The sequence below is a fragment of the Nocardiopsis sp. NPDC006139 genome, assembly GCF_040614155.1.
Classification (GTDB): domain Bacteria; phylum Actinomycetota; class Actinomycetes; order Streptosporangiales; family Streptosporangiaceae; genus Nocardiopsis; species Nocardiopsis changdeensis.
On the sequence record NZ_JBEXTT010000021.1, the window covers coordinates 66,444 to 92,225 of the forward strand.

The following is a 25,782-nucleotide window of genomic DNA, read 5'->3' on the forward strand; positions in this document are numbered from 1 at the left end:
GCGCGGACCGGGCGGGGGTCGTCGGGGTTCCGGCGGCCCCCGCCGTTCCGTGTCCTCGGGGCGGTGGTACGCCGGTGACCGCCGGGGCGGGGCCGCCTGCCGGCGGCGCGGGCGCGGCGGGGTCACGGCGTGAGCGAGCGCAGGGCCTCCAGGGTCTCGGACCATTCCCCGATGCAGCGGCTCAGCGCCTCGCGGTCGGTCGCCCCCACCGCCCTCTTCTGCTCGCGCACGTCGATCACCCGGTCCAGCCAGCACTGTTTCTCGTGCTCGTCACGGGCCCCGTCGTGCAGGGCGACGTAGCGTCCGGCGAGTTCGTCGCCCACGGCGAGGAACGTCCTCTGCAGCAGTACGAGGTCGGCACTGTGGCGATGGACCAACGGGGGGTCACGTCCCATCGTGTCGGGAGGGCTCCGGCGACGGTGGCGGCCGACCCCTCCGGCCGGAACGGGCGTGTCCCACCCGGGGGAGGAGGAAGGGCGACAGGGCACCAGAATACTACTCTTACGTAAGAGTAGGTAGGGGTTCCCGGGATGTGCGTACGTGACGTGCGGGCCGGAACGAGGCGGCCGGTGCGGAGGGCTGCTCGACGCGCGGTCCGGGGGCGGCCGACCCCTTGCGGGGGCAACGATCGGGGGGCGGTGCGGGTGCCCGTTCCAGGGAGTCGGCCCGTGCGTGGGCGGCGCCGACGGGCCGGTCCGCCCTGGAGCGGTTGCGCGGCCGCTACGCCGCCGCGTTCGGCGCCGCGGCACCGGTGCCGTCGGCCGCGCGGGGCCGGTCGGAGGCCGCCGGGGAGGGCCCGGTGCCCGGCGGCCGTATTCACGGAGACGGCCGTGCGGTCTCCGTGGAAGCGGAATGGCCGGAAGCCGTTCTTTTCGCCTTCGGTGTCCGGGATCCCGGAACTTTTGCCCGGTGTCCAGGATCACCCTGTTCTCGAGAGAACAGGAGGCGGAAGTGGAACCACTGGGCCCCGAGGATCCGCGGGAGATCAACGAGTACCGTCTACTCGCCCGGCTCGGTGAGGGAGGCATGGGCGCGGTCTACCTCTCCCGAACGCGGGGCGGCCAACCGGTCGCCGTCAAGGTCATCCGCGGGGCCCTGGGAAGGGACCCCGAATTCCGCAGACGTTTCGAGCAGGAGGTGTGGGCCGCGCGGAAAGTGCGCGGTTATCACCTGATCGCCGTTCTGGACCACGACGTTTCCGGGAAGACCCCCTGGCTGGCCTCGGAGTTCGTCGCCGGGACGTCCCTTTTCGAAACACTCCGCTCGCACGGGCCGCTGCCGCTACCGGACGTGTTCCACCTGGTGGGCTGCACTGCTCGGGCGCTCCAGGCGATCCACCTGGCCGGGGTCGTGCACCGGGACCTCAAACCCGGCAACATCATGCTGGCCTCGGACGGGCCCAAGGTCATCGACTTCGGCATCGCGAAGGCCGCCGACGCCACCCAGCTGAGCAGCGGGGTCATCGGCACTCCGCAGTACATGTCCCCCGAGCACGCCCGGGGCGAGCGGGTCGGGCCGGAGAGCGACTTCTTCTCCCTCGGACTGATCGCCGCCGTCGCCGCGACGGGCCGCCACCCCTACGGCGAGGGCGGCGGGATGACCGTCAGCACCCGCATCGCCAACACCGACATGCGCCCCCCGGACCTGAGCGGCTACCCCGTCGAACTCCTGCCCCTGCTCCAGCGCTGCCTGACCGCGGACCCCTCCGCGCGGGCCGGAGCGGAGGAGCTGGCGGCGCTGTGCCTCCACCGTTCGGGGCGCGACCCCGGGGACCACGCCGGGTGGCTGCCCGAGCCGGTGCTCCGCGAGGTCGAACGCCGGCAGGCGGAGGCGGAGGACCCGCCACCGCCGCTGGACGACCCCACCGTCGACACCGGCCCCCGGGCCTCCCGCCCCTCCGGGCCGGCCGATCCGACGGTGGGCCCGGCCGCCGACCCGGCCGTGGCCGGGCACGGGGCGGGGTCCCCCACCGGTCCCACCGCCCAGGTCCCCCCGAGCGGCGCACCGCCCGGCCCCCACGACACCTCGGGCTCCTACGGCACCGCCGGTCCCCGCGGTACCTCCGGCTCCCACCGTGCCCCCGGTCCCCATGGCACCACCGGCCCCCACGACACCTCGGGCTCCTACGGCACCACGGGCTCCCATGGCACCTCGGGCTCCTACGACGCCACCGGTTCCTATGGCACCACCGGTCCCCACGGCACCTCCGGAGCCCCCGGCACACCCGGGGCGCCCGGCACACCCGGAGCCCCCGGTGCTCCGGGGGCCCGCCCGGGGTACGGGGCGCCCCCGGCCTCCGGGAACACCGGTGCCTTCGCACCCCGCCCCGCCCCGGCAGCCCCGGCCGCGTCCCCGTCGGGTCGTGTCGCGGTCCCCCTGGCCGCCCTCGGCGCGGCCGTCGCCCTCCTCCTCGGCTTCCTGCTGGTCCGGCCCCTGCTGAACGGTCCGGGCGGTGGCACGGGGGAGGACCCCGGAGCGGTGGCCGCCTCCGGGGGGAACGAGGCGGACGACACCGGCTCCTCCGGGCCGACCGCGCCGGAGACCGGGCCGGAGCCGGGGTACGAAGTGCTCGTCGAGGCGCAGCCGCTGACCATCCGGCCCGGGACCGAGAACTCCGGGGTCGACCTCGATGTCCCGCAGGTCGACACCACCGACGTGGATCACGACCGCGACGAGATCGTCGTCCGTCCCGGGCTCAGCGGGGACCGGTGGGAGTTCAACACCACCTTCGGGGTCTCCGCCGACACCACCCCCGAGGGCTGCCTGGCGTCCTCGCGGACCAACGCCCTCCCCGAGCAGGTCGACGGCGAGGACTTCGCGGCGACCCTTGCGGAGGGCTCGGCGCTGTGCACCGTGACCGGCGAGGGTGGGCTCGCCATGTACGAGATCACCGACCTGGTCGACGTCGGCGACGGGTACTACGAGATGCCCGAGGTCCAGGGGACCTTCACCCTCTGGAGCATGCCGTGAACCTCGACGACATCGAGGCGCACCTCGCCCCCTCCCCGGACGGGGCCGACGCCCTCGTGGACCTGTCCAACGTGGTGCGCAACGACCGCTTCGGCGGACCGCACCCCCGCTCGCTCGACCGCCTGGGCATGGTGATCGAGGCGCTGGCCCGGCGCACCAGCGACCGGCGGGTGCGCGTCCACGCCCTGGCCGACCGCAGCCTGCGTCACATGCCCCGGGAGTACCCCTCCCCGCGGGAGCCGCGGCTGCTGGCGGACTGGATCGACCGCGGGGCGGTGGTCGAGCTCCCCGATGTGGACGGGCCGCTGCTGGAACTGGCCGAGGTGACCGGTCTGCCGGTGGTCTCCGACGACGGGTTCGCGGACTTCCGGGAACTGCACCCGTGGATCCAGGGGGACACCGAGCACTTCCTGGGCGTGCGCCCCCGGGCCGGGGGCGGTGTCTCGGTGAAGCGGCGGAACATGGGGGTGCGCAGCCCCGCCGAGATCTCCCGCAAGGTCGAGGAGTCCGACCTCAAGGCCCACCGGCTGCTCCAGGGGCGCGAGCGCGCCCCCATGGTCCACGTGCTCAAACGGTCCTGGCGCTGCCCCAGGCGCGACTGCTCCCTGTACGACCGGAACAGGGGCTCCCGGGTGCGGCTGCCGCTGATGCGCGGCCTGCGGCCGGTGTGCGAGGCGCACCGCGTGGAACTGGTCGACGACGGTCCCCGGCCGCCCATCGTCCAGCTGAAGCTGATGGTCGACGGCGCCTGCGTGCAGCGCTTCACCCTGGAGCAGGACACCGTCGTCACGGTGGGGCGCGCTCCCGGGGAGGGCGGCCTCGCCCTGTACGGGCACCTGCCGGGTGGCCTGCTGGCCCGGGTCAGCAGGTCGCACCTGGAGGCGACGGTGCGGGACGGCACCGTCCTGGTGCGCAATCTCAGCGGCAACGGGACCCGGGTCCGGCGGCACGGCTCCCCGGACTGGAGCCCGGTGAGCGACGTCCGCGCCACCGGGCTGGACATCAACGACGTGGTCGAGCTGGTCCCCTCGGTCACCCTGACCCGCAGCGCCCGGAAGTACCCGCCGGAGCTGGCCCGCGCCTGGCAGGCGGCCGCGGGGCGGGTGCCCCGGGACGTCCAGGAGGAGACGGTCATAGAGAAGGGGTAGGCAGGGGGCGGTGGCCGACCCCCGAGGCGGGCGGGTCGCCGCCGGAACCGGCCGGGGCCGGCCTACGGGCGGTCTTCGACCAGGCGTGCGCGGGTCTCCTCGCAGCGCACCCCGGAACAGGCCCGGGGCGCCGTCACCGCGGCGGCCCCGGGCCGGATCCTGCTCAGGGGGTGGGGTCGTACTGCTCGCCGGTCATCGGGTTGGTGGCCAGCCCCGTGGCCGGGTCGTAGTCGACGTCCATGCCCAGGTCCGGGTCGTGCAGCAGCCCGGTCTCGGGGTTGCGCGGCAGCCCGGAGGCGGGGTCGATCTCCCAGCCGGTCACCGGGTCGGTCTGCGGGGTCCCCTCCTGCCCGGCGACGCCCTCGGACGGGTCGGCGGAGGGCTCCGGGGAGGGCGCGGCGGGGGACTCCTCCGACGGCGGGGTCCCGGTCTCCTCCTGCTGCTCCTCCTGCCGGGGGGCCTGCTCCTCGGCGACGACCTCGCTGCGCCCCGCCTGGGACTCCGCGCCGCCCTGCGGGTCGAGCACACCCCAGCTCACCAGGGCCAGGATGACGATGCCCAGGCCCACGCGGTAGTAGACGAACGGCATGTAGCTGTGCGTGGAGATGAACTTCATCAGCCAGGCGATCACCACGAACCCGACCACGCCCGCGATGACCGTGCCCACGATCGTGGCGCCCCATCCGGCGTACTCGCTGTCGCCGATGTCGGTCAGCTTGTACAGGCCCGCGCCGAACACGGCGGGCAGGGCCAGCAGGAAGGCGTACTCGGCCGCGTCCTTGCGGTTGAAGCCCATCAGCATCCCACCGGTGATGGTGCCGCCGGAGCGGGAGACGCCGGGGATCAGGGCCAGGGCCTGGAAGAGGCCGAAGCCCAGGCCGCGCGGGATGTTGAGGTCCTCCAGCGTGCGGTGCTTGCGGGAGTAGTGGTCCGCCAGGCCCAGGAAGACGCCGAAGATGATGAGGTTGAGCGCGACCAGGCGCAGGTCCCGGAAGACGCTGTCGATCTGGTCCTCCAGCAGCAGCCCCAGCACCACGATCGGGATCGAGCCGAGGATGACGTACCAGCCCATGCGGGCGTTGACGTCGCCGCGCAGGCGGCGGTCGAACAGCGACCTGGTCCAGGTGGACAGGATCGCCCAGATCCGCTGGCGGAAGTAGATGACGACGGCCAGTTCGGTCCCGATCTGGCTGACGGCGGTGAAGGCGGCTCCGGGGTCGGGCCAGCCGAAGAAGGCGGACACCACGCGCAGGTGCCCGCTGGAGGAGATCGGGAGGAACTCGGTCAGGCCTTGGACCAGGCCTAGGACGATGGCTTCGAGAATGGACACGGCAGGGTCTGCTCCGGGTTGTCGCGGTGGCGTCGCCGGGTGGGAAACCAGGGGGCGGCCCGGGCACACCGGGACGTGTCCCCGGGGAAGGAACGGAAGCGGGAGCGGTTCCGGGGGATCGGGGCCGTTCGCGTCCGCGGCGGACCGGGTTCGGCGGGCGAGAACCCGGATCCCTGGTCAGAGGCAAGAATAGTGTGCTCCGGAAGGGTTATCGGACACGGGGCGTGGTGAGCACGGGCACTGTCCGTTTCACGGTGTCCGGCGGGCGGGCGGATCGGAACGCCGCCCGGGGCGGGAGGACCGGGCCGCCGGGTCCGGTCCCGGGGTGCCGGCCCGGACGAGGCCGTGCTCGTAGGCCGCGATGACGAGCTGGGCCCGGTCGCGCGCGTGCAGCTTGGCGAGCAGGTGCCCGATGTGGGTCTTGACGGTGCCGATGGAGATGGTCAGGGCCGCGGCGATGTCCTGGTTGGACAGGCCGCGCCCCACCAGGGTCAGCACCTCCGTCTCGCGCGCGGTGAGCACCCGCGGCCCCTGCCCGGCCGGGGGTGCGGGCCGGTCCACGTAGTGGGCGACGAGCCGGGTGAGGATGTCCGGGGCGAACAGCGACTCGCCCGCGTGGGTGCGCGCGACCGCCTCGACCAGCCGGGCCGGTTCGGCGTCCTTGAGCAGGAACCCGCTGGCCCCCGCGCCCAGCGCGGCGCGGACGTACTCGTCCAGCTCGAACATGCTGAGCACGAGGACACGGGTGGCGGCCAGGTCCGGGTGGCCGGTGATGCGCCGGGTCGCCTCGATGCCGTCGCCGCCCGGCATGCGGATGTCCATCAGCACGATGTCCGGGCGCAGCTCCACCGCCCGCTCGAACGCGCCCTCCCCCGTGTCGGCCTCGCCGACGACGCCGAGCCCGGGGGCACCGTCGATGATCAGCCGGAGGCTGTGGCGGATGAGCGGCTGATCGTCGGCGACCAGCACGCGGACCGGGCCGCCGTCCGCCCGCCCGCCGTCCGCCCGCCCGCCGTTCCCCGGGCCGCCGTTCCCCGGGCCGTCGGCCAGTGGTCCGCCGGTCATCGGGCCTCCCCGTCCGGAACGGTCGCGGTGAGCCGGAACCCGCCCCCGGTGCGCTCGGCGCGCACCGTGCCGCCGAGCAGGGCGACGCGTTCGCGCAGGCCGGTGATGCCCCGGCCGGTCCCCGGGTGGGGCCGCCAGTCGGGGGCGGGGCCGTCGTCCTCGACCGCGACCACGACCGCGCCGCCCCGGCGGAGCACGGTGACACGGGCGGGTACGGGCCCCGCGTGGCGGGCGGTGTTGGCCAGCCCCTCGCGGACCACCGCGCACACGGTGAGCTGCGCGCCCGCCGACACCTCCCCGGTCCCGCCCAGGTCCAGGACGGCGGCGACCCCGCCGCGGCGCGCCGACTCGACGATGGCGGGCAGGTCGCGCAGGGTCTCGGCCGGGCGCAGCCGGGCCGGCTCGGCCTCCTCGCCCGGGGTCCGCAGCACGGTGAGCATGCGGCGCAGCTCGGTCGTGGCCTCCCGGCCCGCCCGCTCGATGTCGGCCAGCGCCCGTACGCGCTCCGCCTCGCCCTCCGGGCCGGCCGCGGTGCGCGCCGCCGCGGCGCGGACGGTGATCAGCCCGAGCCCGTGGGAGGCCAGGTCGTGCAGGTCGCGGGCGATGCGCAGGCGCTCGGCCTGGGCGGCGCGCTCGGCCGCCCACAGGGTCAGCGCGTCCTCGTGGGCGCGCCGCCGCCGACGGGAGTGCAGCACGGCCCAGACGACGACCGACACGGCGGAGGCGGCGATGGCGCACACCCCGGCCAGCGCCAGGACGCGGGGCTCCGCGCCGGTGGAGGCCAGCGCGAGGGCGAGCAGGGCCAGGGCGGCGGACGCGACGACGCCGGCGCGGGAGCGCAGCACGGGGCGGTCCGCCACCGCCTCCTGTGTCCGTTCCATCCGGCCGAGTCTAGGTTCCGCGGCCGCCGCCGCACATCCGACCACGGTCGGAGCGACCCGGGGAGGAGCCGGGGCGCACAAGACCCGCCCCCGGTCCGATGGCGGGGTCCGGCGCGGCCGCTGGAATGGCGGGCATGATCACGATCGAACAGCTCACCAAGCGCCGGGGCCGACGCCCCGTCCTGGACGGGGTCGGGTTCGAGGCCCGCCCCGGCCGGGTGACGGCGTTCCTCGGGCCCAACGGCGCGGGCAAGTCCTCCACCCTCCGCATCCTGCTCGGCCTGGACCGCGCCGACGGGGGCACGGCCCTGGTCGGGGGCCGCCCCTACCGGAGCCTGCGTGATCCGCTGCGCACGGTCGGCTCGATGCTCGACGGCTCGGGCGCGCACCGCTCCCGCACGGCCCGGGCCCACCTGGCGTGGGTCGCGCGCAGCAACGGCATCCCCCGGCGCCGGGTCGGCGAGGTGCTGGAACAGGTCGGGCTGGCGGACTCCGGGCGGGTGCGGGTGGGCCGGTACTCCCTGGGCATGGGCCAGCGCCTGGGCCTGGCCACCGCGCTGTTGGGCGAGCCGGAGGCGCTGGTGCTGGACGAGCCGGTCAACGGCCTGGACCCGGAGGGCATCCGGTGGATGCGCGGCCTGCTGCGCGGCCATGCCGGGGCCGGGGGCACGGTGCTGCTGTCCAGCCACCTGATGGGGGAGGTCGCCGGGATCGCCGACGACCTCGTGGTCATCGCCGGGGGCCGGATCGCCGCGCGGGGGACGCTGGACGAGGTCACCGCCGGCCACCCGAGCCTGGAGGACGCCTTCTTCGCCCTCACGGGGGCCACGGGTGCGGGGGAGGCCGGGAGATGAGGTCCGCGGGCATCCTCGGCGCCGAGCTGCGCAAGGCCGCCTCCCTGCCCGCGACAGGGGTGGCCGTGCTGGTGGCGCTGCTGGGCTCGGCCCTGATCACGCTGCTCAACGCCCTCTCCGCCCGGTCCGGCGCGGAGGGCCTGACGTCGCCGTTCGAGGTCGGCTACGCGGCCGTTCCGCTGGGCACCGTCGGCGCGGTCGTGCTCGGTGTGGTCGTCGTCAGCAGCGAGTACACCTCGAACAGCCCCGACGCGGGCGGCGGCCGCCAGATCACCGCGACGCTGGCCGCGGTCCCCTCCCGGCTGCGCCTGCTCCTGGCCAAGGCCCTGACCGTGGTCCTGGCGGTCGCCGCGACCGCCGCGGTCACCATCCCCGCGAGCGTCGGCGTCGCCCGCCTCGTCATCGGCGGCGCCGCAGCCGAGACCGTCACCCCGGAGGAGATGCTGCACCGCTTCCTCGGGGCGACGCTCTACTGGGTGCTCACGGGGCTGATCGCCTTCGCGATCACGGTGCTGACCCGCAGCGGGGTCGTCCCGCTCATCGTCCTCATCGTGAACAGCTCCCTGGTCTCGTTCTCGCTGCTGCTCACGCGCCTGACACCGCTCGCGCACTGGCTGCCCGACATGGCGGGGCGCCGCCTCTTCGGCGGGCTGGGCACGGTCGAGGGCGGGCTGGACGCGGTGCCCGGGGCGCTCGTGATGGCGGCCTGGACGCTGGGGCTGCTGGCGGTGGCCGCCGCGGTGTTCTCCCGGCGGGACGCGTGAGCGCGGCCGTGCGCGGGGCGGCGCACCCGCGGGTACACGCTCCGGCGTCACCGGTGGCGCGCCTGTACGGGGTCACCGCCGCCGAGCTCGCCAAACTGGCCACCCTGCCCGCCGCCGTGGCGTCGGCCGTCGCCACGGTCCTGGTGGGGGCGGTGATCACCGCGGCCCTGGCGGCGTACGCCGCCGACCAGGGGAGCGCGGGCTCCCCGGTGGCCGCGGTGGTCCAGGCGGTCCCGTACGTGCAGGCGGGCCTGGTCCTGGTCGGGGTCTGGGCCGCCGCCCACGAGTACGCGGGGGCGCAGATCCGGACGTCCCTGGTGGCGGTCCCGGGCCGCGGGCTGCTGCTGGCGGGCAAGACCGCGGCGGCGCTGGCCGCGGTGACGCTCACCGCCGCGGCGACCGTCGGCGCGGGCACGGCGGCGGCCGCGGTGACCGGCCGCCTGCTCGGCGCGGGGCCCGTCTGGGAGAGCGCCGACCCGCGCACCGCCCTGGGCGCGGCGGCCCACCTGGCACTGCTGGGCCTGCTCTCCCACACCGTCGCGCTGCTGCTGCGGCACCTGGTCCCGGCGCTGGTCGGGATGCTGTCCCTGGTCCTGATCGCCTCCCCGCTGCTGGGCGGGCTCACCGAGCACGCCCGCTGGCTGCCGGACCGGGCGGGGGCGCTGCTGTTCGACCCGGCCGACACCGTGCTCACCGGGGCCACGGGCGCGCTCGTGCTGCTGGGGTGGATCGCGCTGGCCGGCTGCGCCGCCGCGGTCCGGTTCGCGCGCAGCGACCCCTGACCGCGGGGGCGGCGCTACCTCCGGTCGTCGCCGTCCCCGCGCCCATCCGCCGCCGGCGCCTCGTCGGGGCGGAGGGCGCCGAGGATGAGCGAGAGCCCGAACGCGAAGTCCTCGTCGGGGTCGTAGTCCTCGGCCAGGGCCTGGGCCGCGATGACCTCGGCCAGGTGCGGGTGGGACTCGGCCAGGGGGCCGTCCAGGATGCCGCCCGCGACCTCGGCCAGGCTCTCGCGGTCGGTGAAGGGCAGGCTCAGCTCCTGCATGACGAACCCGTACACGTAGCTGTCGATCAGGGACACCGCGCGCACGGCCAGGCCCACGGAGAAGCCCTGGGAGCGCAGGACGCCCAGGACGGTGTCGTGGTGGCGCAGCGTCGCGGGGCCGGGGTCGGTGCGGGAGTCCAGCAGGCCCACCGCCCAGGGGTGGCGGCGCAGCGCGGCGCGGGCGGAGGCGGCGCGGTCGCGCACGGCGGACCGCCAGTCCGAGGCCGGGGCGGGGAGGTCGATCTCGGCGAACACCGCGTCGACCATCCCGTCGAGGAGGGCCTCGCGGTTGGCCACGTGGTTGTAGAGCGACATCGCCTCGACGCCCAGCCGGCCGGCGACGGCCCGCATGGTGACCCCGGCCCCGCCCTTCTCGTCGGCCAGGGCGGTCGCGGCGGCGATGACGCGCTCCCGGCTCAGCCGGGGGTGCCTGGGGCGTCCGCGTTCGGCCAATGTGCCTCCTCGGGCCTTGCCAAAACTTACGGGGTAAGTCTAACGTTACTTACACCGTAAGTCAGTGCAGTGGTGCGAGGGGAGCAGGGCCATGCGGAAGGTGTGCGTCATCGGGGCCTCGGGCAAGCTCGGGCGGTACATGGTCGGGCACGCCCTGGACCGGGGGTACGAGGTCGTGGGCGTCTGCCGCGAGCGCAGCGTCCCCAAGCTCGCGGACTTCGCCGACCGGATCACCGTCGTCCCCGGGGACACGAACGACCGGGAGGTGGTCCGGCGGGCGGTCGCCGGATGCGACGGGGTGCTGACCGTGCTGGTGCCCTGGGGTGTCCGGCAGTACTCGTCGGGCACGGCGCAGGCGGTGCTCGACTTCGCCGAACCCGGCGCGCGGCTGGTCTTCTCCTGCGGCTGGCACGTCGCCCGGGACGGGCGGGACCGCTACACCCGGCGGTTCCGGGCGACCGTCCGCGTGGTCACCGTGCTGGCCCGCCTGCTGCGCGCCGTGGAGGTCGACGACCAGGTGGAGGCCGCCCGCCGGATCTTCGCCAGCGACCGGCGGTGGACCCTGGTCCGGGGGAGCGACCTGGAGGAGGGCGAGAGCCAGGGGCTGCCGGTGTGGAGCCGCCACGTGGGCGACCCGGTGCTCGCGAGCAACCTGACCCGGCGGGTGGACTTCGCCCTGTTCATGGTGGCGGCGCTCACCGACGACACGCTGGTCGGCGAGGCCCCGGCCATCGTGGGGCGGCTGACCCCCAGCGCCCTGGCGCACGCGGCCGACGGCGGCTCCCCGGCCGGGCACGGGGCCCCGTAGGCCCGGCGCCGGCGCACACGGAGACGACACCATGGCCGACCACGCACCCGCGCCCCGTTCCGGCGGACGCGCTCCCGCCCCCGACCTCGCCCGCGGGGTCATGCTCCTGCCCATCGCCCTGGCCAACGTGCCGTGGTTCCTCTACGGGGCGGCGACCTCCGGCGTCGGCGCCCACCGCACGGTCGCCACCGGGGCCGACGCCCTGTGGCAGACCGTCGCGATCGTCGCGGTCGACGGGCGGAGCTATCCGCTCTTCGCCTTCCTCTTCGGCTACGGCCTGTGGCAGCTCTACGCCCGCCGGCGGGGGAGGGCGCCGGACGGCGCCCCGGCGCTCCGCCTGCTCCGGTCGCGCCACCTCTGGATGATCGCCTTCGGCGCGGTCCACGCCGCGCTGCTCTGGTCCGGGGACGTCCTGGGCGCCTACGGCCTCGTCGGCCTGGTCGTGACCGGGCTGTTCCTGCGCCGCGCGAGCGGGACCCTCGTGGCGTGGGCCGCGGGGCTCGCCTGCCTGCTGGGCCTCGCCGCGGCGGCAGCCTTGGTGGCGGCCGCCGTCACGGCCCACGGACCGGGCCCGTCGCCGGGGGCGGTGCCGCAGCTCGCCGGGATCACGCCGTACGCCGCGTCGGTCCTGCCGCGGCTGGGGATGTGGGCCGTCGTGACCGTGGGGCAGGGGCTGCTCGGACTCGTGGTGCCGATCGCGGTCCTGGTCGCGATCGTCTGCGCCCGGCACCGGGTGCTGGAGGAGCCGGGGGCGCACCGGCCGCTGCTGGTGCGCACGGCGGTCCTCGGCATCGCGGTGGGGTGGGCCGGGGCCGTCCCGTCCGCCCTGGTCCACCACGGCGTGTGGGACCTCCCCGAGTGGGCGCCGGTCATGCTCAACGGGTTCACCGGGCTGTTCGCCGGACTCGGCTACGCGGCGCTGATCGCCCTCGTCGCGGCGCGGGTCACGGCCTCCCGCGAGCCCGGCCCGCTCGTGTCCGCGCTGACGGCCACGGGCCGCAGGTCCCTGTCCTGCTACCTGTTCCAGTCCGCGGTCTTCGCGCCCGTGCTGTGCGCCTGGGGGCTGGGGCTCGGCGGCGTCCTCACGCAGTGGCAGGCCGCCCTGCTGGCGGTCGCGACCTGGCTGGTGTCGGTGGCCCTGGCGGCGGCCCTGGAACGGGCGGGACGGCACGGCCCCGCCGAGAGGCTGCTGCGGACCCTCGCCCGTGGGCGCGCGCCCTCGGCCCCGGCGGAGCCGGCGGGGTCCGCGGGGCCGGGGTGAGGCCGCCGGTCACCCCCGGGATTCGAGGCGGCCCAGCGGGGACCCCTCCAGGGCCGCGCACTCCCGCTTCCAGGACTCGTGCTCGACGCCGAGCGCGTCGCGCAGGTAGGCCGTGGTCAGGCGCTGTAGCAGCGCCACCCGCTCCGGGGACTCGTCGGTCGTCTCCGCCGCGCCGTACCCCGACACCCCGCCCAGGGAGTGGTGCGCGCCGGACAGTGTCAGCAGGCTCTTGCGCCCCGGGCTCAGGTGGTAGGCGTCGGTCCACCAGTCCGGCCCCCGCACGGAGAGTTGTGAGTGGTCGTCGTCCCCGGCCACGACCAGGGCGGGGGCCGCCATCCCGGCGAAGTCCGGGTTCATGAACGGGAAGTGCTCGGCGGCGAACGGTGTGAGGTCGACCCCGCCGCGCCCGGCCGCCGCGAGCAGTACGCCCGCCCCGACCCGCGGGTCGGCCAGGTCCCCGCCGGGCACGCCGTCGGCGTCCAGCACCCGCGCGCCCAGCAGGGTCCCGGCCGTCTGGGCTCCCCAGGAGTGGCCCGCGACGGCGACGCGGCCGCGGTCCGACCGCCCGGCCAGGCCGGGGACGGCGGCCTCCAGGGCGTCGAGGCCGTCCAGGACCCGGACGAGGTCGTCCACGCGGATGCGCCAGATCTCGGGGGTGCGGGGGTCGTCGGGGGCGAGTCCCAGCCTCCGGGAGTCGAGGTGGGTGGGCCGGACCACGACGAACCCGTTCGCGGCCCAGTGGTCGGCCAGCGGCGCGTAGCCGTCCATGGACTCCCCGAACCCGTGCGAGAAGACGACGACCGGCAGGGGGCCGCCGCCCGTGGCGGGGGCGGAGACGCGGACGTGCAGGTCCGTGCCGCGCCCGGGGGCGGGGAGGACGACGGGTCCGACGGAGATGACCGGGGTGGGGCCGCTCATGGTGATTCCCTTCGGCGGGCACGGCGGAGAGGCCCCCGTCCGTGCCACAATGAACAAGCGGAACGTTGCTCCGGTTGAATATGCGGAACAGTGCTCCGTTTAACAAGGCCGTGCGGAGAAGGGGTGGAGAACAGTGGCGGACCGGGAACAGGGCGGCGGCGGAGCGCCGCGCAGGCGGGCCGACGCCCGGCGCAACGAGCAGGTCCTGCTGGACGCCGCGGCCGCCGTCTTCGTCGAGTCCGGCGTCGACGCCCCCGTGCGCGCGATCGCCGCCCGCGCGGGCGTCGGCATGGGCACCGTCTACCGCCACTTCCCGACCCGCGCCGACCTGGTCACCGCCGTCTACCGCCACCAGATCGAGGCCTGCGCCGAGGCCGGCCCCCGGCTGCTGGCCACCGCCGACACCCCCCACGACGCGCTGGTGGAGTGGGTGGGGCTCTTCGTGGGGTTCCTGGTCACCAAACACGGCCTCGCCGCCGCCATGCAGGGCGACAGCGCCGGGTTCCAGGCCCTGCACGCCTCCTTCCTGGACCGGCTCGTGCCCGTCTGCGAGGAGATCCTCCGCGCGGCGGCCGACGCCGGGCAGCTCACCGCCGGGATCGGCGCCTACGAGCTGATGCGCGCCATCGGCAACCTCTGCGCCGGCGCCGAGACCGACCCCGACTACGACGCCGAGCGCATGGTCGGGGTCCTCCTGGCAGGGCTCCGCGCCCCCCGCGGGGACTGACCGCCGCGGCGGACACGCCTCCCGGGCGGTCCGGGGCGCCCGGCGCGGGTATCAGGGTTCGACGGGGCCCGTCCGCACGGGGCGGGTCCCGGGAGCACGAAGGGGGCGCCATGGGGATCGAGCGCAGCGACCCGGGTACCGCGGGCATCACGCGTGTCCGGCGCGGGCGCGGCTTCCGCTACTACGGCCCCGGGGGCGAGCCGGTGACCGACGAGGCGCTGGTGCGGCGGATCAAGGGGCTCGTCGTGCCGCCCGGCTGGAACGACGTGTGGATCTGCCCCTCCCCGGACGGCCATATCCAGGCGTGCGGCACCGACGACGCCGGGCGGCGCCAGTACATCTACCACCCGGAATGGCGGCGCAGGCGCGAGGAGGCCAAGTACGACGACATGCTGGGCCTCGCCGAAGCGCTGCCCCGGATCAGGCGGACGGCGGACCGCCACCTGGACCTGCGCGGCCTGGTGCGCGAACGCGTCCTGGCCGCGGCGGTCCGGCTGGTCGACCTCGGACTCCTGCGGGCCGGAGGGGACGAGTACGCCGCCCGCAACGACTCCTACGGGGTGGCCACCCTGCTGCGCGAGCACGTGCACCGCACCCGCGGCACGGCCGTGTTCGAGTTCCCCGCCAAGGCGGGCCGGTGCCGGAGGTTCGAGTGCTCCGAACCCGGGGTGGTCCGCGTGGTCGCCTCGCTCCAGCGCGCCCGCTCCCCGGGCCAGGACCTCTTCGCCTACCGCGTGGAGGGCGGCTGGCACGACGTGGCCGACGGCGACCTCAACGCCTACCTGCGCGAGATCACCGGGGAGGACCACACCGTCAAGGAGTTCCGCACCTGGCACGCCACGGTCCTGGCCGCCGTCGGCGTCGCGGTGGCGCGCCCCGCCGGCGACGGAGGGGTGTCCGACGGGCTGCGGGCCCACGTGGTGCGCGAGGTGGCCCACCGCCTCGGCAACACCGAGGCGGTGGCCCGCGACTCCTACATCGACCCCAGGGTCTTCCGCCTGGGCGAGCGCGGCGTGACGGTCGCGGACGCGCTGCCCGAACTGGGGGAGGGGGTCCGCACCGGGGAGCTCGCCACCCAGGGGGGAGTGGAGGAGGCCGTGCTGCGCATGCTGCGCGAGCACGGGGACGGGTGAGGGGCCGCCGTCCCGCGGACGGCGGCCCCTCTCACCCCCCGGCTACGCGTCGGCGTCGGCGAGCGCGCCGCGGACGGCGTGCGGGAGCTTCTCCTCCAGGAAGCGCGCCATGGCCTCCTCCTCCCGGAGGATGCCGGTCAGCCTCTCGGCGATCCCCACCTCGCCGAGCTCCCGGGCGGCGACGATGAGCGCCTTGTAGCAGGCGATCTCGAAGTGCTCGGCCGCGTAGTCGGCCAGCGAGTTCTTGACCAGGGTGTCCTTCGCCGGCTTGTTCGCCATCCCCTGGACGGCGCCCATCATCTCGGCGAAGACGGACTTGACCTTGGAGACCTTCCCGCCCAGGGACTGCACACAGGACTCGACCGTCTCCGCCTGGCGGCGGGTCTCCTCCAGGTGGCGCTGGATCCGCGCGTGCACCTCGGGCTCGCCCTCGGCGTCCTTGAGGTGCCGCTCCAGGGTCTCCTCCAGAGACCGCTCCATCGCGTAGGCGTCGTTGAGCCAGTCGATCAGCCGTTCGCGGCTCGTCATCGCGTAACTCCCGTCCCGTCGTCGGTTCCGCTTCGTCTTCCAAGCCCCGCGACTACCCCGCGGCGGATCCGGCAAACGGCGTGCCGGTCGCGGCCCTGTCGGTGCCCCGGGAAGGGACCGAATACGATCGCCGTTCGCGGGTAGCGGCCACGGACATGCACGAGGACTTCTCAGAGGAAGAGCGGGGCCCACCATGTTCCGTCACACCAAGGACCTGCAGTTCGAGGCCAAGCCCGAAGCCCCGGACGCCCTGTACGCCATGAAGCTCCAGGAGCTGATCGGCGGCGCCTACGGAGAGATGACCGTCGCCGTGCAGTACCTGTTCCAGGGGTGGAACTGCCGCGTGGAGGGCAAGTACAAGGACCTGATCATGGATGTGGCGACCGAGGAGATCGGCCACGTCGAGATGCTCGCCACCATGGTCGCCCGCCTGCTGGAGGGCGCCCCGGCCGACACCGTCGCCAAGGCGGTCCAGGACCCGGCCGTCGCCGCCATCGTCGGCGGGATGAACCCCCAGCAGGCCATCGTCTCCGGCGGCGGCGCCGTTCCCGCTGACTCCGCCGGTACACCCTGGAACGGCAAGTACATCGTCGCCAGCGGCAACCTGCTCGCCGACTTCCGCGCCAACGTCGCGGCCGAGTCCCAGGGCAGGCTCCAGACCGCCCGCCTGTACAACATGACCGACGACCCCGGGGTCAAGGCGATGCTCCAGTTCAACCTGGCCCGGGACACCGTCCACCAGAACATGTGGCTGGCGGCCATCGAGGAGCTCAAGGAGGACGGCCTCGAAGGCGACATCGCGCCCGACGCCCTCCTCGACGTGGAGGACCAGGAGCACGCCAACACCATCTGGGGACTGTCCGACGGCACGGCCGCGGCCGAGGGCCGCTGGTCCTCACGGCCCGCCCCCGACGGCGACCACGAGCTGCGCTACCTGGACCGGCCCGATCCCCTCGGCGGTCCGGCCTCCGCGCCCCCGCCCGATCCGAAGCTGTACGCGACCTTCGCCGAGCCGGGGGGAGAGGGCTCCGAGAAGGGCGCGTCCGGCGCGACCGGGCGCGAGGGACTGACGGACAAGATCAAGAAGGCCCTGGAGTGAACCCCTCGGCGGGCACCGGGACGAGGAGGCCGACGGGCCCGGGGAGGAGCACGGGGGAGGGGCGGAGTGGCGTCCGGTGACCTGTGCCGCCCGGGAGCGCCGCCCCCGGCGACGGCACCGCCCCTGCCCGGGCCCGCGCTGTTGAGACAGGGATGGCGGGGGACGGTGTTCCTGCACTGGCCCGTCGAGGCCGGGCGCGTGGCGCACCTGTTCCCGCCGGGGACCCGGCCGGACGTGCTCGACGGTGCCACGTACGTCGGCCTGGTCGCCTTCCGCGCCGAGTTCACCAGGGTCCTCGGAGTGGTGCCGGTCGGGGCGTTCTCCGAGGTGAACGTACGCCTCTACTCCATCGACGGGCGCGGGCGGCGGGGCGTGGTGTTCCTGTCCATGGACGCCGACTCCCTGCACAGCGTCGTCGCGGCCAGGGCCCTGCCGGGGGTCCCCTACATGTGGTCCGACATCGGCCTGCGGCAGGACGGCCCCGGCCGGTCCGCCCCACACCGTTGGAGCGCTTCGTCACCGCGCGCTGGGGGCTGCACACGCGCCGCGCGGGCCTCACCCACTGGGTGAGGGTCTTCCACGAGCCCTGGACCCTCCACCGTGCCCGAACGCTCTCGTACGAGGGGGACCTGACGGCGAGGGCCGGGGTCGGACTCCTCCCCGGAACCCCCCTGGTCTCGGCGCTGTGGTCCCCCGGGGCCGAGGCCGCGGTGACCCCGTCCCTCATCCCCGTGCGCTGACGGTGAGCACACCCTTCTGCGGTGCCCTCCCCGTCGGAAAAGACCGGTCAAAGGACCGGCCGGACGCGTGGGGCGCGGCCGAACGGGTAGTCGCCCGCCCATGAGACTCGGTGAACGCATCCGCAGGATCGAACGCGAGGACCGCCTGGACCCGGCGGTCTCCCGCCTGGCGGGGATCGCCGAACGCCTCCCCGCCGGGAAGGCGCGCGACCTCCTGCACGGGGTACCGCTCGGGCACCCCGTCCACCCCATCGCGGTGCACCTGCCGATCGGCACCTGGACCGCGGCGGTCCTGCTCGACGTGCTGCCGGGCGGGAACCGGCGCGCGTCCCGCGTGCTGATCGGGACGGGCATCCTCGCCGCCCTGCCCGCCGCGGTGGCGGGGCTGGCCGACTGGTCGCAGCTGCACGAGCGGCAGCGGCGCGTGGGCGCGGTGCACGCGGCCGCCAACGGAGCAGCCACTCTGCTCTTCGGGATGTCCCTGCTGTCCCGGCTGCGCGGACGCGAGGGCTGGGGCGTGGCCCTGGGCCTGGCCGGGGCGGGCGCGGTGGGCCTGGGCGGCCTGCTCGGCGGACACCTCTCCTACTACCGGGCGAGCGGCGCCAACAGCGCCGACGCCCTGATCGACCTGGTGCCCGACGGCTGGAGCGACCTGGGGCCGCTGGACGGCTTCCCGGAGGGGAGCCCGGGCCGGGCGGACGCCGACGGCGTCCCCGTCGTGGTGGTACGGGAGGGGGAGTCGGTGTCCGCCCTGCTGGGCACCTGCCCCCACATGGGGGCGCCCCTGGCGGAGGGGGACCTGGTCGACGGGTGCATCCGCTGCCCGTGGCACGGGAGCGAGTTCCGGGTGGAGGACGGGAGCGTCGTCCACGGGCCCGCCACCGCCGCACCGGAGGTCCTGGAGACGTCCGTGGTGGAGGGCCGGCTGATGGTCCGCTCCCCCGCGGCCCGCTACTAGGCCGTGCTCTTCGGACCTCCGCCGCGCTTCGGCCCGCCCGTCGAGTGGCGGAAGGTCCTCAACGGACGGCCTACGGCCACCGGCCTTCCTCGAGGGCCGCTCCTCCGGGACCTCCGGAACCCCGCCGGGCGCCTCACGAACCCCCCCCGGCTGCACCGGACAGCGTTCCCGAAGGCCCCTGGGCGGCCGGGGTCAGCCGTCCGACCGTTCGGCGCCGACCTCGTAGAGGGGCTCGGTGCCCGCGGGCACCAGCGGGACGGAGGAGGCCACCACCGTGTCCGGGTACACGTCGACCCGGGTGAAGGCCGACCCGGCCAGCCCGCGGGTGACGTTCTCCGGGCCGAGCGCGTCGCCCGTGTAGGCGAGCGCCCCCGAGATCCACGCCGGGATCCCGGCGAAGGCCCCGGCTGCCGGGTGGTGCGCGTGCCCGGACAGCACCATGCGCACGTCGCCGCCGCGCAGGACGTCGGCGAGCTTCTCGGGGGAGCGCAGCCCCAGCGGGTCCATCAGGGGCAGCGGCGAGGGGATCGGGGAGTGGTGCAGGCCCAGGATCGTGCCCTCGGGCGCCGGGGAGGCCAGCTCCTCGCGCAGCCACTCCAGCTGCTCCTCCCCGAGCTCACCGTGGTGGTGGCCGGGCACCGTGCTGTCCAGGACGATGATCCGCAGGCCGCCGATCCGGTGGACGTAGTACAGGGGCGCGTCGGAGCCGGGTTCGTCCAGCAGGCCCGCGCGCAGCGCACCGCGCTCGTCGTGGTTGCCCATCATGTACAGGGCCGGAACGCCCAGGCGCTCCGCCACGGGCTCGACCGCCTCGCGCAGGATCCCGTAGGAGCGCGGGTCGCCCTCGTCGGCGAGGTCGCCGGACAGCAGCAGGGCGGCGAGGGGGATCCCCGCCTCCTCGACGGACCGCAGCGCCGCCGCCAGGTGGCCGACCGTGTCCTGGGTGCCGTGCAGGGGCTCGCCCGCGCCGACGATGTGGACGTCGCTGAGCTGGATGATGGTGTGGACGGGAGAGGGCATGGGGCCACCGCCGTGGATGCTCGTTCCGTGAGACCGGCCGTTCCCGGCGTCTCGTTGCACACCTCAGCGTCGGCGACCCCGGTGAACGCCGGATGACGGCGGCCCGGCGGCGGGCGAATGCCCGTCGACCCCCGCGTGGCCGTTTCCCCGACACCGACGAAAGTCGGCCGGACCCCCGACGAAGATCACCGGCCCGGGCCCTTGGCGCCGCCGAAGGCGACATCCGGAAGCGTTCCGCCGGCGGATGTGCCGGCGCGGGCCGGAAACCTAGCATCGGAGGTGTTCCGGCGCGGTCGTGCCGGGCGGAAGGGAAGGGACATGGACATGCTCACCCTGGCACAGGCGCTCCCCGGCGAGACGGCTCTTGCCGCGTTCGGACTCACCGCCGCACTGCTGGTGGCGGCGGCCGCGGTCGTGTTCGTCGTCGCCGCGGTGATCAGCATCATCGCCTCCCGGACCGACGGCGGCATGAAGGTCGTATGGCTGGTCCTCGTGGTCGTCGCCCCCTTCATCGGATCCGCGCTGTGGTTCCTCGTGGGCCGCAGGCGCGTCCCCGCCTGACCGCCCTACAAGGAACGGCCCGGACACGCCCCGCGGGGCGTGTCCGGGCCGTTCGGCTTCGCAGGTCAGCCGCGGACCGCGGCGCTGTCCGCCGGCTCCCGCTCGGAGCCCGGCTCCTCACCGCCCTCACCGGCGTGCAGGTGGCGGGTCTCCAGGGCGGCGCCCTCCACGTCGATGTCGGGCAGCAGCCGGTCGAGCCACCTGGGCAGCCACCAGGCGGCGTCGCCGGCCAGGTGCATGAGCGCGGGCACCAGCAGCATCCGCACCACGAACGCGTCGATGAGCACGCCGAAGGCCAGGGCGAACCCGATCGAGCTGATCATCACCGAGTGCGAGAACACGAACCCGCCGAACACCGAGATCATGATGATCGCCGCGGCCGTCACCACCGAGCGCCCGGCCCGGAAGCCCTGCACCACGGCGGTGCGGGAGGGCGCGCCGTGCACGTACGCCTCGCGCATGCCCGTCCCGATGAACAGCATGTAGTCCATCGCCAGGCCGAACAGGATCCCGGCCAGGATCGTCGGCAGGAAGTTCAGCACCGGCCCGCTGTTCTCCAGCCCGATGAGGCCGCCCAGCCACCCCCACTGGTAGACGGCCACCACGCCGCCGAGCGAGGCGAAGAACGACAGGATGAACCCGAGCGTGGCCACGACCGGCACGAACACCGACCGGAACACCAGCAGCAGGATCACCAGGGACATGCCCACGACCACCGCCAGGTAGGTCGGCAGCGCGTCGTTGAGGGTCTCGGAGATGTCGATGTTGCCGCTGGCCACGCCCGCGACGCCGAGCGTCCCGGTGCCCTTGATCGGCTCCAGCTCGCGCAGGTCGTGGACGAGCTGCTCGGTGGACTCGCTGGTGGGGCCCTCGACCGGGACCACCTGGAAGGCGGCGTACGTGAAGTCGTCGGAGAACGCGATGGGCGCCAGGGCCGCCACGTCGTCGAAGGCGTAGATCTTCTCGGCGACCGTGACCTGGTCCAGTTCGGCGTTCAGCTCGGCGGTCTCCCGGTCCGGGCCGCCGGTCAGCCGGGCGATCACCAGCAGGGTGCCGTTGGCGCCCTCGCCGAACTCCTCCTCCACGATCGTGTAGGCCCGGTACTGGGTGGAGTCGGTGGACTCGGAGGAGCCGTCGGGCATGCCCAGCCGCAGGTCGAGGGCGGGCAGGGCGACCACCACGAGGGCGGCCACGGCGACGGCGGCCCGCAGCAGCGCCCGGCCGGTCGACATCGGCCGCACCGTCTCCGCCGCGGTCGCCCCGCCGGACGCCCGCTCGGCGAGGCGGGCGCGCTCACGGCGGGACAGGATGCGCTCGCCGCGCAGCGACAGCAGCGCCGGGACCAGGGTGACCGCGACGACCACCGCGACGGCGATGGCCAGGGCGCCCATGGTGCCCATGAGCCCCAGGAACCCGATGCCGGTCAGGTTCAGGCCCAGCAGGGCGATGAGCACGGTCGTCCCGGCGAAGACCACGGCGTTGCCCGCGGTCCCGTTGGCCAGGCCGATGGACTCCCCGACCTCCACGCCCTGCTTGAGCTGGCGGCGGTGGCGGTTGATGATGAACAGCGCGTAGTCGATGCCCACGGCCAGGCCCAGCATCAGGCCCAGGATCGGGGTCACCGACGCCATCTCCAGCACCCCCGACAGCGACATCGCGATCAGGGTGGCGATGCCGACGCCGACCAGGGCGGTCAGCAGCGGCAGGCCCGCGCCCACCAGGGTGCCCAGCATGACCACCAGGACCACGGCGGCCACGACCAGGCCGACCACCTCGGCCGGGCCGAACAGGGCGGGCAGGCTCTGGGCCAGGTCGCTGTTGAAGTCCACCGTGGTGCCGGGGACCGGGTGGTCCTCGAAGACCGCCATCACGGCGTCGCGGGTCTCCTGGGAGACGTCCATCTGCTCCGCGGTGAACGAGACCATGACCTGGGCGGTGTCGCCGTCCTCGGAGACCAGGCCGACGCCGGAGGACATCTCCATGAGGGCCTCGCCGCCCTCGATCCTCTCCATGCCGGCGTCGATCTCGGCCTGCTGGCCGTCGAAGAACTCCTCCGACTGCTCCAGCATCCCGGCGGCCTCGGCCGCCTCGCGGCCCGCGTCGAGCTCGGCCTGGCCGGCCTCGATCTCCTCGCGGCCCTCCTCGAGCTCCCGGACCCCTTCGGCGCGCTCGGCCTCGGTGGCGAACGGGTCGACCGCGTCCGCGACCCCGGGGACCTCCGCGGCCTGTTCGGCGCGGTCGGCGATCGCCTCGCGCTGCTCCTCGGTGAACTCCGATCCGTCCTCGGTCCGGTAGATGACGGCCCCCGAGCCGCCGGCCAGGTCCGAGAACTCCGCGGAGCGGAGCCGGTTCACCTCGTCGGTGGGCGTCCCGGGGATGGAGAAGCCGCCCTCCAGCTCACCGGAGAAGAGGAAGAACGCGGCGCCGGACGCCATGAGCAGTGCCAGCCAGACGGCGATGACGGTGCGTGCGCGGTGTGCGCACGCCCGTCCGAGTCTGTAGAGGAGTTCAGCCATTGAGTGTGCCTTCACAGAAAAGGGGCCGATGGGGAGCGCGGACGCGCTCAGGCCGTGCCGTAGCCGTCGCGGGTGACGGTGAGGATGCGCTCCAGCAGCTCGGACCAGACCCGGCGGGAGCCGTCGTCGACGACCCCTCCGGTGATCCGCTGCCAGTGCTCCACGACGACGGAGCCGCCGCCGATGATCGCGCCGCACATGAGGTCGACCGTGAGCGGGTCGGCCTGCGGGTGGCGGCGCATCACGATCGCCGACAACCGCGTGCCCACGTCGGTCATCGCCCGCTCGAACAGGGCGGCCCGGCCGGCCGAGGGCGTGCCGTCGCCCTGTTCGACGAAGTGCTTGAGGCGGGTGATGGGGGTGAGCAGGTCGGTGCCGCGGATGGCGTCGGCCAGGGAGTCGAAGATGTTCGCGTCACCGCCGTCGGGTGCCGCGTCGAGGTTGGCGCCGATGCCGTCGACGATCTCCTCCAGCATCCGGCCGAACACCTCCAGCAGGATGTCGTCCAGCGAGCGGAAGTGGTTGAACACCGTCCGCCGGGAGACGTCGGCGCGCTCGGCGAGCTGGTCGACGGTGAAGCCGGTGTCCCCCCGCTCGGCCGCCAGCGCGGCCGCGGCGTCGATGATGGCCCGGCGGTGGCGGGACTTCAGTGCCTCGCGCCGGTCGGTAGCGGGTGGAATGGGCCGATCGTTCACTGTTCCACGCTAAACACCGCAATGCACTGAGTGCAACGACGCACTGAGTGCACCCTGTCACATCCGCCCCGATGTCGGTGCCGGGCCCTAGCCTGCGGTGCGGACGGAGAACGGGCCGGAGGAGGGTGTGATGGGGGCCAAGACGGGCCTGCTGGTGTACGCGGACGGCGACACCGCGGAACTGCTGCGGCGGGTGCGGCCGGACGCCGCCGACCGCGAACGCACGGACGCCCTGGTGCGGCGCCTGCACCCGGGTGCCGAGGTCGCCGCGGACGGCGGGTACAACCTGGCCGAGGGCTCCTATCCGCCCGAGGGCACGGTGAACGCGGGGGTCTGGCCCGGGCTGGACGTCATCTGCGGCAGGGCGTTCATGTGCGACCGGCCCTCGGAGCTGCCCGCGCACCTGGTAGCGGCGAGCGCCGGGCGGCGGCTCGTCCTGCACGCCATGCACAGCGTGGTCGACTGGCTGGCCTTCGCCGTCTGGGAGGACGGCCGCCTGTTGCGCTCCTTCAGCGTGTCGCCGGACGGCGGGGTCATGGAGGACATCGGCGAGCCGCTGCCGTTCGAGGCCCCCTACCGGTCCGGCGACCGCCCGGCCGACGTCGTCCCCTGGCCGGGGGAGGAGGAGCCGTACCCGCTGCCCTTCCACCCGCTGGAGTTGGGGGAGGACGCGCTGCGGGCCCTGTGCGGGTTCGTCAAGGAGGGCATGCCCGAGCCGGACGACGCCGACGCCTTCGCCATCCGCCTGCACCGTTACCGGGTGCGGTTCCCCGCCGACCCCGACACCGCGGAGCGGCAGGCCGAGGTCCACCGAGCCGTGCACCCCCTGGGACGGCCGCGCTTCTACCGCACGGGTCCGGACGGCTCCCTGGTCGAATTCGACGGCCCCTGAGGGGGAACGCTTTTTCCGAAGCCCTTCACGGGTCGATGTATTCCAACGGAAAAGCGTGCCGGAGACACGCATCGCGGATCACGATGGATCCCATGAAAAGAATGCATTGGACGCCCGGGATTCGCGTGCCGACCATGAATACATGACGAATCCCCTTTCCGTCTCCGGACAGAATGCGGCCGGCCGCGAACGCCGCCGCGCCACCTCCTCCGCCCTCCCGGTCATGGCCGTGGCCGCGGGCCTGTCCGTGGCGGGCAACTACTTCGCCCAGCCCCTCCTGGGCCTGCTCGGCTCGGAGCTGGGCATGTCGACGACCACCGCGGGCCTCACCGTCGCCGCGGCCCAGGTCGGCTACGCGGTCGGCCTGGGCCTGCTGGTCCCCCTCGGCGACCGCTACGCGCGGCGCGGCCTGGCCGCGACCCTGCTCGCGGCCACCGGGCTCCTCCTGGCCCTGGCGGGCGCGGCGCCCACCGGGTGGCTGCTCCTCGCCGCCACCGCCCTGGCCGCCGTCACCTCCGTCGGCGCCCAGGTCCTCGTCCCCTTCGCCGCCGAACTGGCCCCGCCGCACCGCCGGGCCCGCGACATCGGCGTCGTCATGGCCGGTGTCCTCGCCGGCGGCCTGATCGGACGGGCCGCCTCCGGCCTGGTGGCCGAACTCGCCGGGTGGCGGACGGTCTACTGGGTCACCGCCGTCCTGCTCCTGGCCGTCGCCGCCGTCGTGTGGCGGGTCCTGCCCGGCGGCGGGGGCGACCGCGGCGAGGCCACGCGCCCGCTGCGCCTGTGGCGTTCCACCGCGGCCCTGCTGGTCGACCTGCCCGCGCTGCGCCGGCCCATCGCGACCGCCGCGCTGGCCATGGCCTCCTTCACCGTCCACCTGACCGTCGTGACCCTGCTCCTGGTCGACGCCCCCTACGGCTGGACGCCCGCGGCCATCGGGCTGGTCGGCCTCATCGGCGTGATCGGCCCCCTGGCCATGCCGCTGGCCGGACGCCTGGTCGACCGCGGCCACCCGCGCGCCGTGCTGGTCACCGGGCTGGTGCTGGCGGCCACGGGGTGGGCCGTGATGCTCCCCGCCCAGAACGGCGGCATCGCCTGGCTGCTCGTGGGCCTGGTCCTGCTCAACGCGGGCCAGACGGCGGTGCTCAACGCCTCCCAGACCACCGCCTACGAGCTGCGGCCGCAGGCGCGCAGCCGGATCAACGCCGTCTTCATGACCCTGTTCTTCGCCGGGGGAGCCGTCGGCGGGGCGCTCGTCCCCGTGGTCTGGGTGAACGCCCGCTGGACCGGGGCCTGCCTGCTGGGGGCCGGCCTGGTCGCCCTGGGCCTGCTCGTCGCCCTCGCCCCACGGCGCCGGGGCTGAACCCCCGCCGTCCCGGGCCCCACCGCCCCCGTCCCGGGCCCCACGGCCGCCGCGTGGCC

Annotated in this window: 24 protein-coding genes and 1 pseudogene; 15 read left to right on the forward strand and 10 right to left on the reverse strand. The window is 74.8% G+C overall.

The annotated features are described in order from the left end of the window. Positions 1–122: 122 nt before the first annotated feature. Positions 123–377 (reverse strand): hypothetical protein, encoded by a 255-nt coding sequence (locus tag ABZ249_RS24655; RefSeq protein ID WP_355267186.1) that lies wholly within the window; start codon positions 375–377, stop codon positions 123–125. Between the two features lie 574 nt (positions 378–951). On the opposite strand from ABZ249_RS24655, the gene ABZ249_RS24660 reads away from it, so the two are divergent. Together ABZ249_RS24660 and ABZ249_RS24665 are read left to right on the forward strand one after the other, a co-directional pair. Further along, positions 952–2,970 carry a protein kinase gene (locus ABZ249_RS24660; protein WP_355267189.1) on the forward strand — a complete coding sequence of 673 codons (2,019 nt, stop codon included), beginning with the start codon at positions 952–954 and terminating at the stop codon, positions 2,968–2,970. Next, positions 2,967–4,118, forward strand: a complete 1,152-nt coding sequence (locus tag ABZ249_RS24665) for a hypothetical protein (RefSeq protein WP_355267192.1) — start codon at positions 2,967–2,969, stop codon at positions 4,116–4,118. The genes ABZ249_RS24660 and ABZ249_RS24665 overlap by 4 nt, the downstream gene beginning before the upstream one ends. A gap of 163 nt (positions 4,119–4,281) precedes the next feature. On the opposite strand, the gene ABZ249_RS24670 is transcribed toward ABZ249_RS24665, so the two are convergent. The 3 genes from ABZ249_RS24670 to ABZ249_RS24680 form a co-directional block, all read right to left on the reverse strand. Beyond that, complete coding sequence (locus tag ABZ249_RS24670) at positions 4,282–5,448, reverse strand: undecaprenyl-diphosphate phosphatase (RefSeq protein WP_355267195.1); 1,167 nt, start codon at positions 5,446–5,448, stop codon at positions 4,282–4,284. A 249-nt stretch (positions 5,449–5,697) separates the two neighbouring features. Next, positions 5,698–6,513: a response regulator transcription factor gene (locus ABZ249_RS24675; protein WP_355267198.1), complete on the reverse strand. Its 816-nt coding sequence runs from the start codon at positions 6,511–6,513 to the stop codon at positions 5,698–5,700. Then, entirely contained in the window at positions 6,510–7,394 is an 885-nt protein-coding gene (locus ABZ249_RS24680; RefSeq protein WP_355267201.1) for a histidine kinase, read from the reverse strand. The genes ABZ249_RS24675 and ABZ249_RS24680 overlap by 4 nt, the downstream gene beginning before the upstream one ends. 134 nt (positions 7,395–7,528) lie before the next feature. Between ABZ249_RS24680 and ABZ249_RS24685 the strand changes: the two genes are divergently transcribed. From ABZ249_RS24685 to ABZ249_RS24695, 3 genes are read left to right on the forward strand one after another with little or no spacing between them, the layout of a single operon-like run. Beyond that, positions 7,529–8,248, forward strand: coding sequence for an ATP-binding cassette domain-containing protein (locus ABZ249_RS24685; protein ID WP_355267204.1), 720 nt, complete (start codon positions 7,529–7,531; stop codon positions 8,246–8,248). Next, a complete protein-coding gene (locus ABZ249_RS24690; protein ID WP_355267207.1) occupies positions 8,245–9,012 on the forward strand; it encodes an ABC transporter permease in 768 nt (255 codons plus the stop codon). Before ABZ249_RS24685 ends, ABZ249_RS24690 begins: the two co-directional genes overlap by 4 nt. A 53-nt stretch (positions 9,013–9,065) precedes the next feature. Then, positions 9,066–9,794, forward strand: coding sequence for an ABC transporter permease (locus ABZ249_RS24695; protein ID WP_355267210.1), 729 nt, complete (start codon positions 9,066–9,068; stop codon positions 9,792–9,794). A 14-nt stretch (positions 9,795–9,808) separates the two neighbouring features. On the opposite strand, the gene ABZ249_RS24700 is transcribed toward ABZ249_RS24695, so the two are convergent. Next, entirely contained in the window at positions 9,809–10,507 is a 699-nt protein-coding gene (locus ABZ249_RS24700; protein WP_355267213.1) for a TetR/AcrR family transcriptional regulator, read from the reverse strand. A 91-nt stretch (positions 10,508–10,598) separates the two neighbouring features. On the opposite strand from ABZ249_RS24700, the gene ABZ249_RS24705 reads away from it, so the two are divergent. Together ABZ249_RS24705 and ABZ249_RS24710 are read left to right on the forward strand one after the other, a co-directional pair. Continuing rightward, a complete protein-coding gene (locus ABZ249_RS24705) occupies positions 10,599–11,315 on the forward strand; it encodes an NAD(P)H-binding protein (protein ID WP_220563660.1) in 717 nt (238 codons plus the stop codon). Positions 11,316–11,346: 31 nt separating this feature from the next. Continuing rightward, positions 11,347–12,576 (forward strand): DUF418 domain-containing protein, encoded by a 1,230-nt coding sequence (locus ABZ249_RS24710; RefSeq protein WP_355267216.1) that lies wholly within the window; start codon positions 11,347–11,349, stop codon positions 12,574–12,576. Between the two features lie 9 nt (positions 12,577–12,585). On the opposite strand, the gene ABZ249_RS24715 is transcribed toward ABZ249_RS24710, so the two are convergent. After that, positions 12,586–13,494: an alpha/beta hydrolase gene (locus tag ABZ249_RS24715; RefSeq protein ID WP_355267219.1), complete on the reverse strand. Its 909-nt coding sequence runs from the start codon at positions 13,492–13,494 to the stop codon at positions 12,586–12,588. Positions 13,495–13,627: 133 nt separating this feature from the next. Here ABZ249_RS24715 and ABZ249_RS24720 point away from each other — a divergent pair, with 133 nt between their 5' ends. Further along, positions 13,628–14,221 carry a helix-turn-helix domain-containing protein gene (locus ABZ249_RS24720; RefSeq protein ID WP_355267222.1) on the forward strand — a complete coding sequence of 198 codons (594 nt, stop codon included), beginning with the start codon at positions 13,628–13,630 and terminating at the stop codon, positions 14,219–14,221. A gap of 110 nt (positions 14,222–14,331) precedes the next feature. Next, entirely contained in the window at positions 14,332–15,354 is a 1,023-nt protein-coding gene (locus tag ABZ249_RS24725) for a DNA topoisomerase IB (protein WP_355267225.1), read from the forward strand. Positions 15,355–15,396: 42 nt separating this feature from the next. Here ABZ249_RS24725 and ABZ249_RS24730 read toward each other — a convergent pair whose 3' ends face one another. Beyond that, complete coding sequence (locus ABZ249_RS24730; RefSeq protein ID WP_355267228.1) at positions 15,397–15,882, reverse strand: ferritin-like domain-containing protein; 486 nt, start codon at positions 15,880–15,882, stop codon at positions 15,397–15,399. Between the two features lie 193 nt (positions 15,883–16,075). Here ABZ249_RS24730 and ABZ249_RS24735 point away from each other — a divergent pair, with 193 nt between their 5' ends. The 3 genes and pseudogenes from ABZ249_RS24735 to ABZ249_RS24745 all read left to right on the forward strand — a co-directional run bounded on the left by ABZ249_RS24735 (position 16,076) and on the right by ABZ249_RS24745 (position 18,679). Continuing rightward, positions 16,076–16,981: a manganese catalase family protein gene (locus ABZ249_RS24735; RefSeq protein ID WP_355267231.1), complete on the forward strand. Its 906-nt coding sequence runs from the start codon at positions 16,076–16,078 to the stop codon at positions 16,979–16,981. A 198-nt stretch (positions 16,982–17,179) separates the two neighbouring features. Next, positions 17,180–17,721 (forward strand): annotated as a pseudogene (locus ABZ249_RS24740) (DUF2071 domain-containing protein). A 100-nt stretch (positions 17,722–17,821) separates the two neighbouring features. Then, positions 17,822–18,679 (forward strand): Rieske 2Fe-2S domain-containing protein, encoded by an 858-nt coding sequence (locus ABZ249_RS24745; protein ID WP_355267234.1) that lies wholly within the window; start codon positions 17,822–17,824, stop codon positions 18,677–18,679. Between the two features lie 192 nt (positions 18,680–18,871). Here the strand turns inward: ABZ249_RS24745 and ABZ249_RS24750 are convergent, their stop codons facing one another. Next, complete coding sequence (locus ABZ249_RS24750) at positions 18,872–19,699, reverse strand: metallophosphoesterase (RefSeq protein ID WP_355267237.1); 828 nt, start codon at positions 19,697–19,699, stop codon at positions 18,872–18,874. A gap of 318 nt (positions 19,700–20,017) precedes the next feature. On the opposite strand from ABZ249_RS24750, the gene ABZ249_RS24755 reads away from it, so the two are divergent. Beyond that, positions 20,018–20,260, forward strand: coding sequence for a PLDc N-terminal domain-containing protein (locus tag ABZ249_RS24755; protein WP_355267240.1), 243 nt, complete (start codon positions 20,018–20,020; stop codon positions 20,258–20,260). 65 nt (positions 20,261–20,325) lie between these two features. On the opposite strand, the gene ABZ249_RS24760 is transcribed toward ABZ249_RS24755, so the two are convergent. Continuing rightward, positions 20,326–22,776 carry an MMPL family transporter gene (locus tag ABZ249_RS24760; RefSeq protein ID WP_355267243.1) on the reverse strand — a complete coding sequence of 817 codons (2,451 nt, stop codon included), beginning with the start codon at positions 22,774–22,776 and terminating at the stop codon, positions 20,326–20,328. Between the two features lie 47 nt (positions 22,777–22,823). Then, on the reverse strand, positions 22,824–23,471 hold the full coding sequence (locus ABZ249_RS24765; protein WP_355267245.1) for a TetR/AcrR family transcriptional regulator: 648 nt from the start codon (positions 23,469–23,471) through the stop codon (positions 22,824–22,826). A gap of 130 nt (positions 23,472–23,601) precedes the next feature. Between ABZ249_RS24765 and ABZ249_RS24770 the strand changes: the two genes are divergently transcribed. Together ABZ249_RS24770 and ABZ249_RS24775 are read left to right on the forward strand one after the other, a co-directional pair. Next, positions 23,602–24,363 (forward strand): hypothetical protein, encoded by a 762-nt coding sequence (locus tag ABZ249_RS24770; RefSeq protein ID WP_355267248.1) that lies wholly within the window; start codon positions 23,602–23,604, stop codon positions 24,361–24,363. 142 nt (positions 24,364–24,505) lie between these two features. Continuing rightward, on the forward strand, positions 24,506–25,723 hold the full coding sequence (locus ABZ249_RS24775) for an MFS transporter (protein ID WP_355267251.1): 1,218 nt from the start codon (positions 24,506–24,508) through the stop codon (positions 25,721–25,723). Positions 25,724–25,782: the final 59 nt, after the last annotated feature.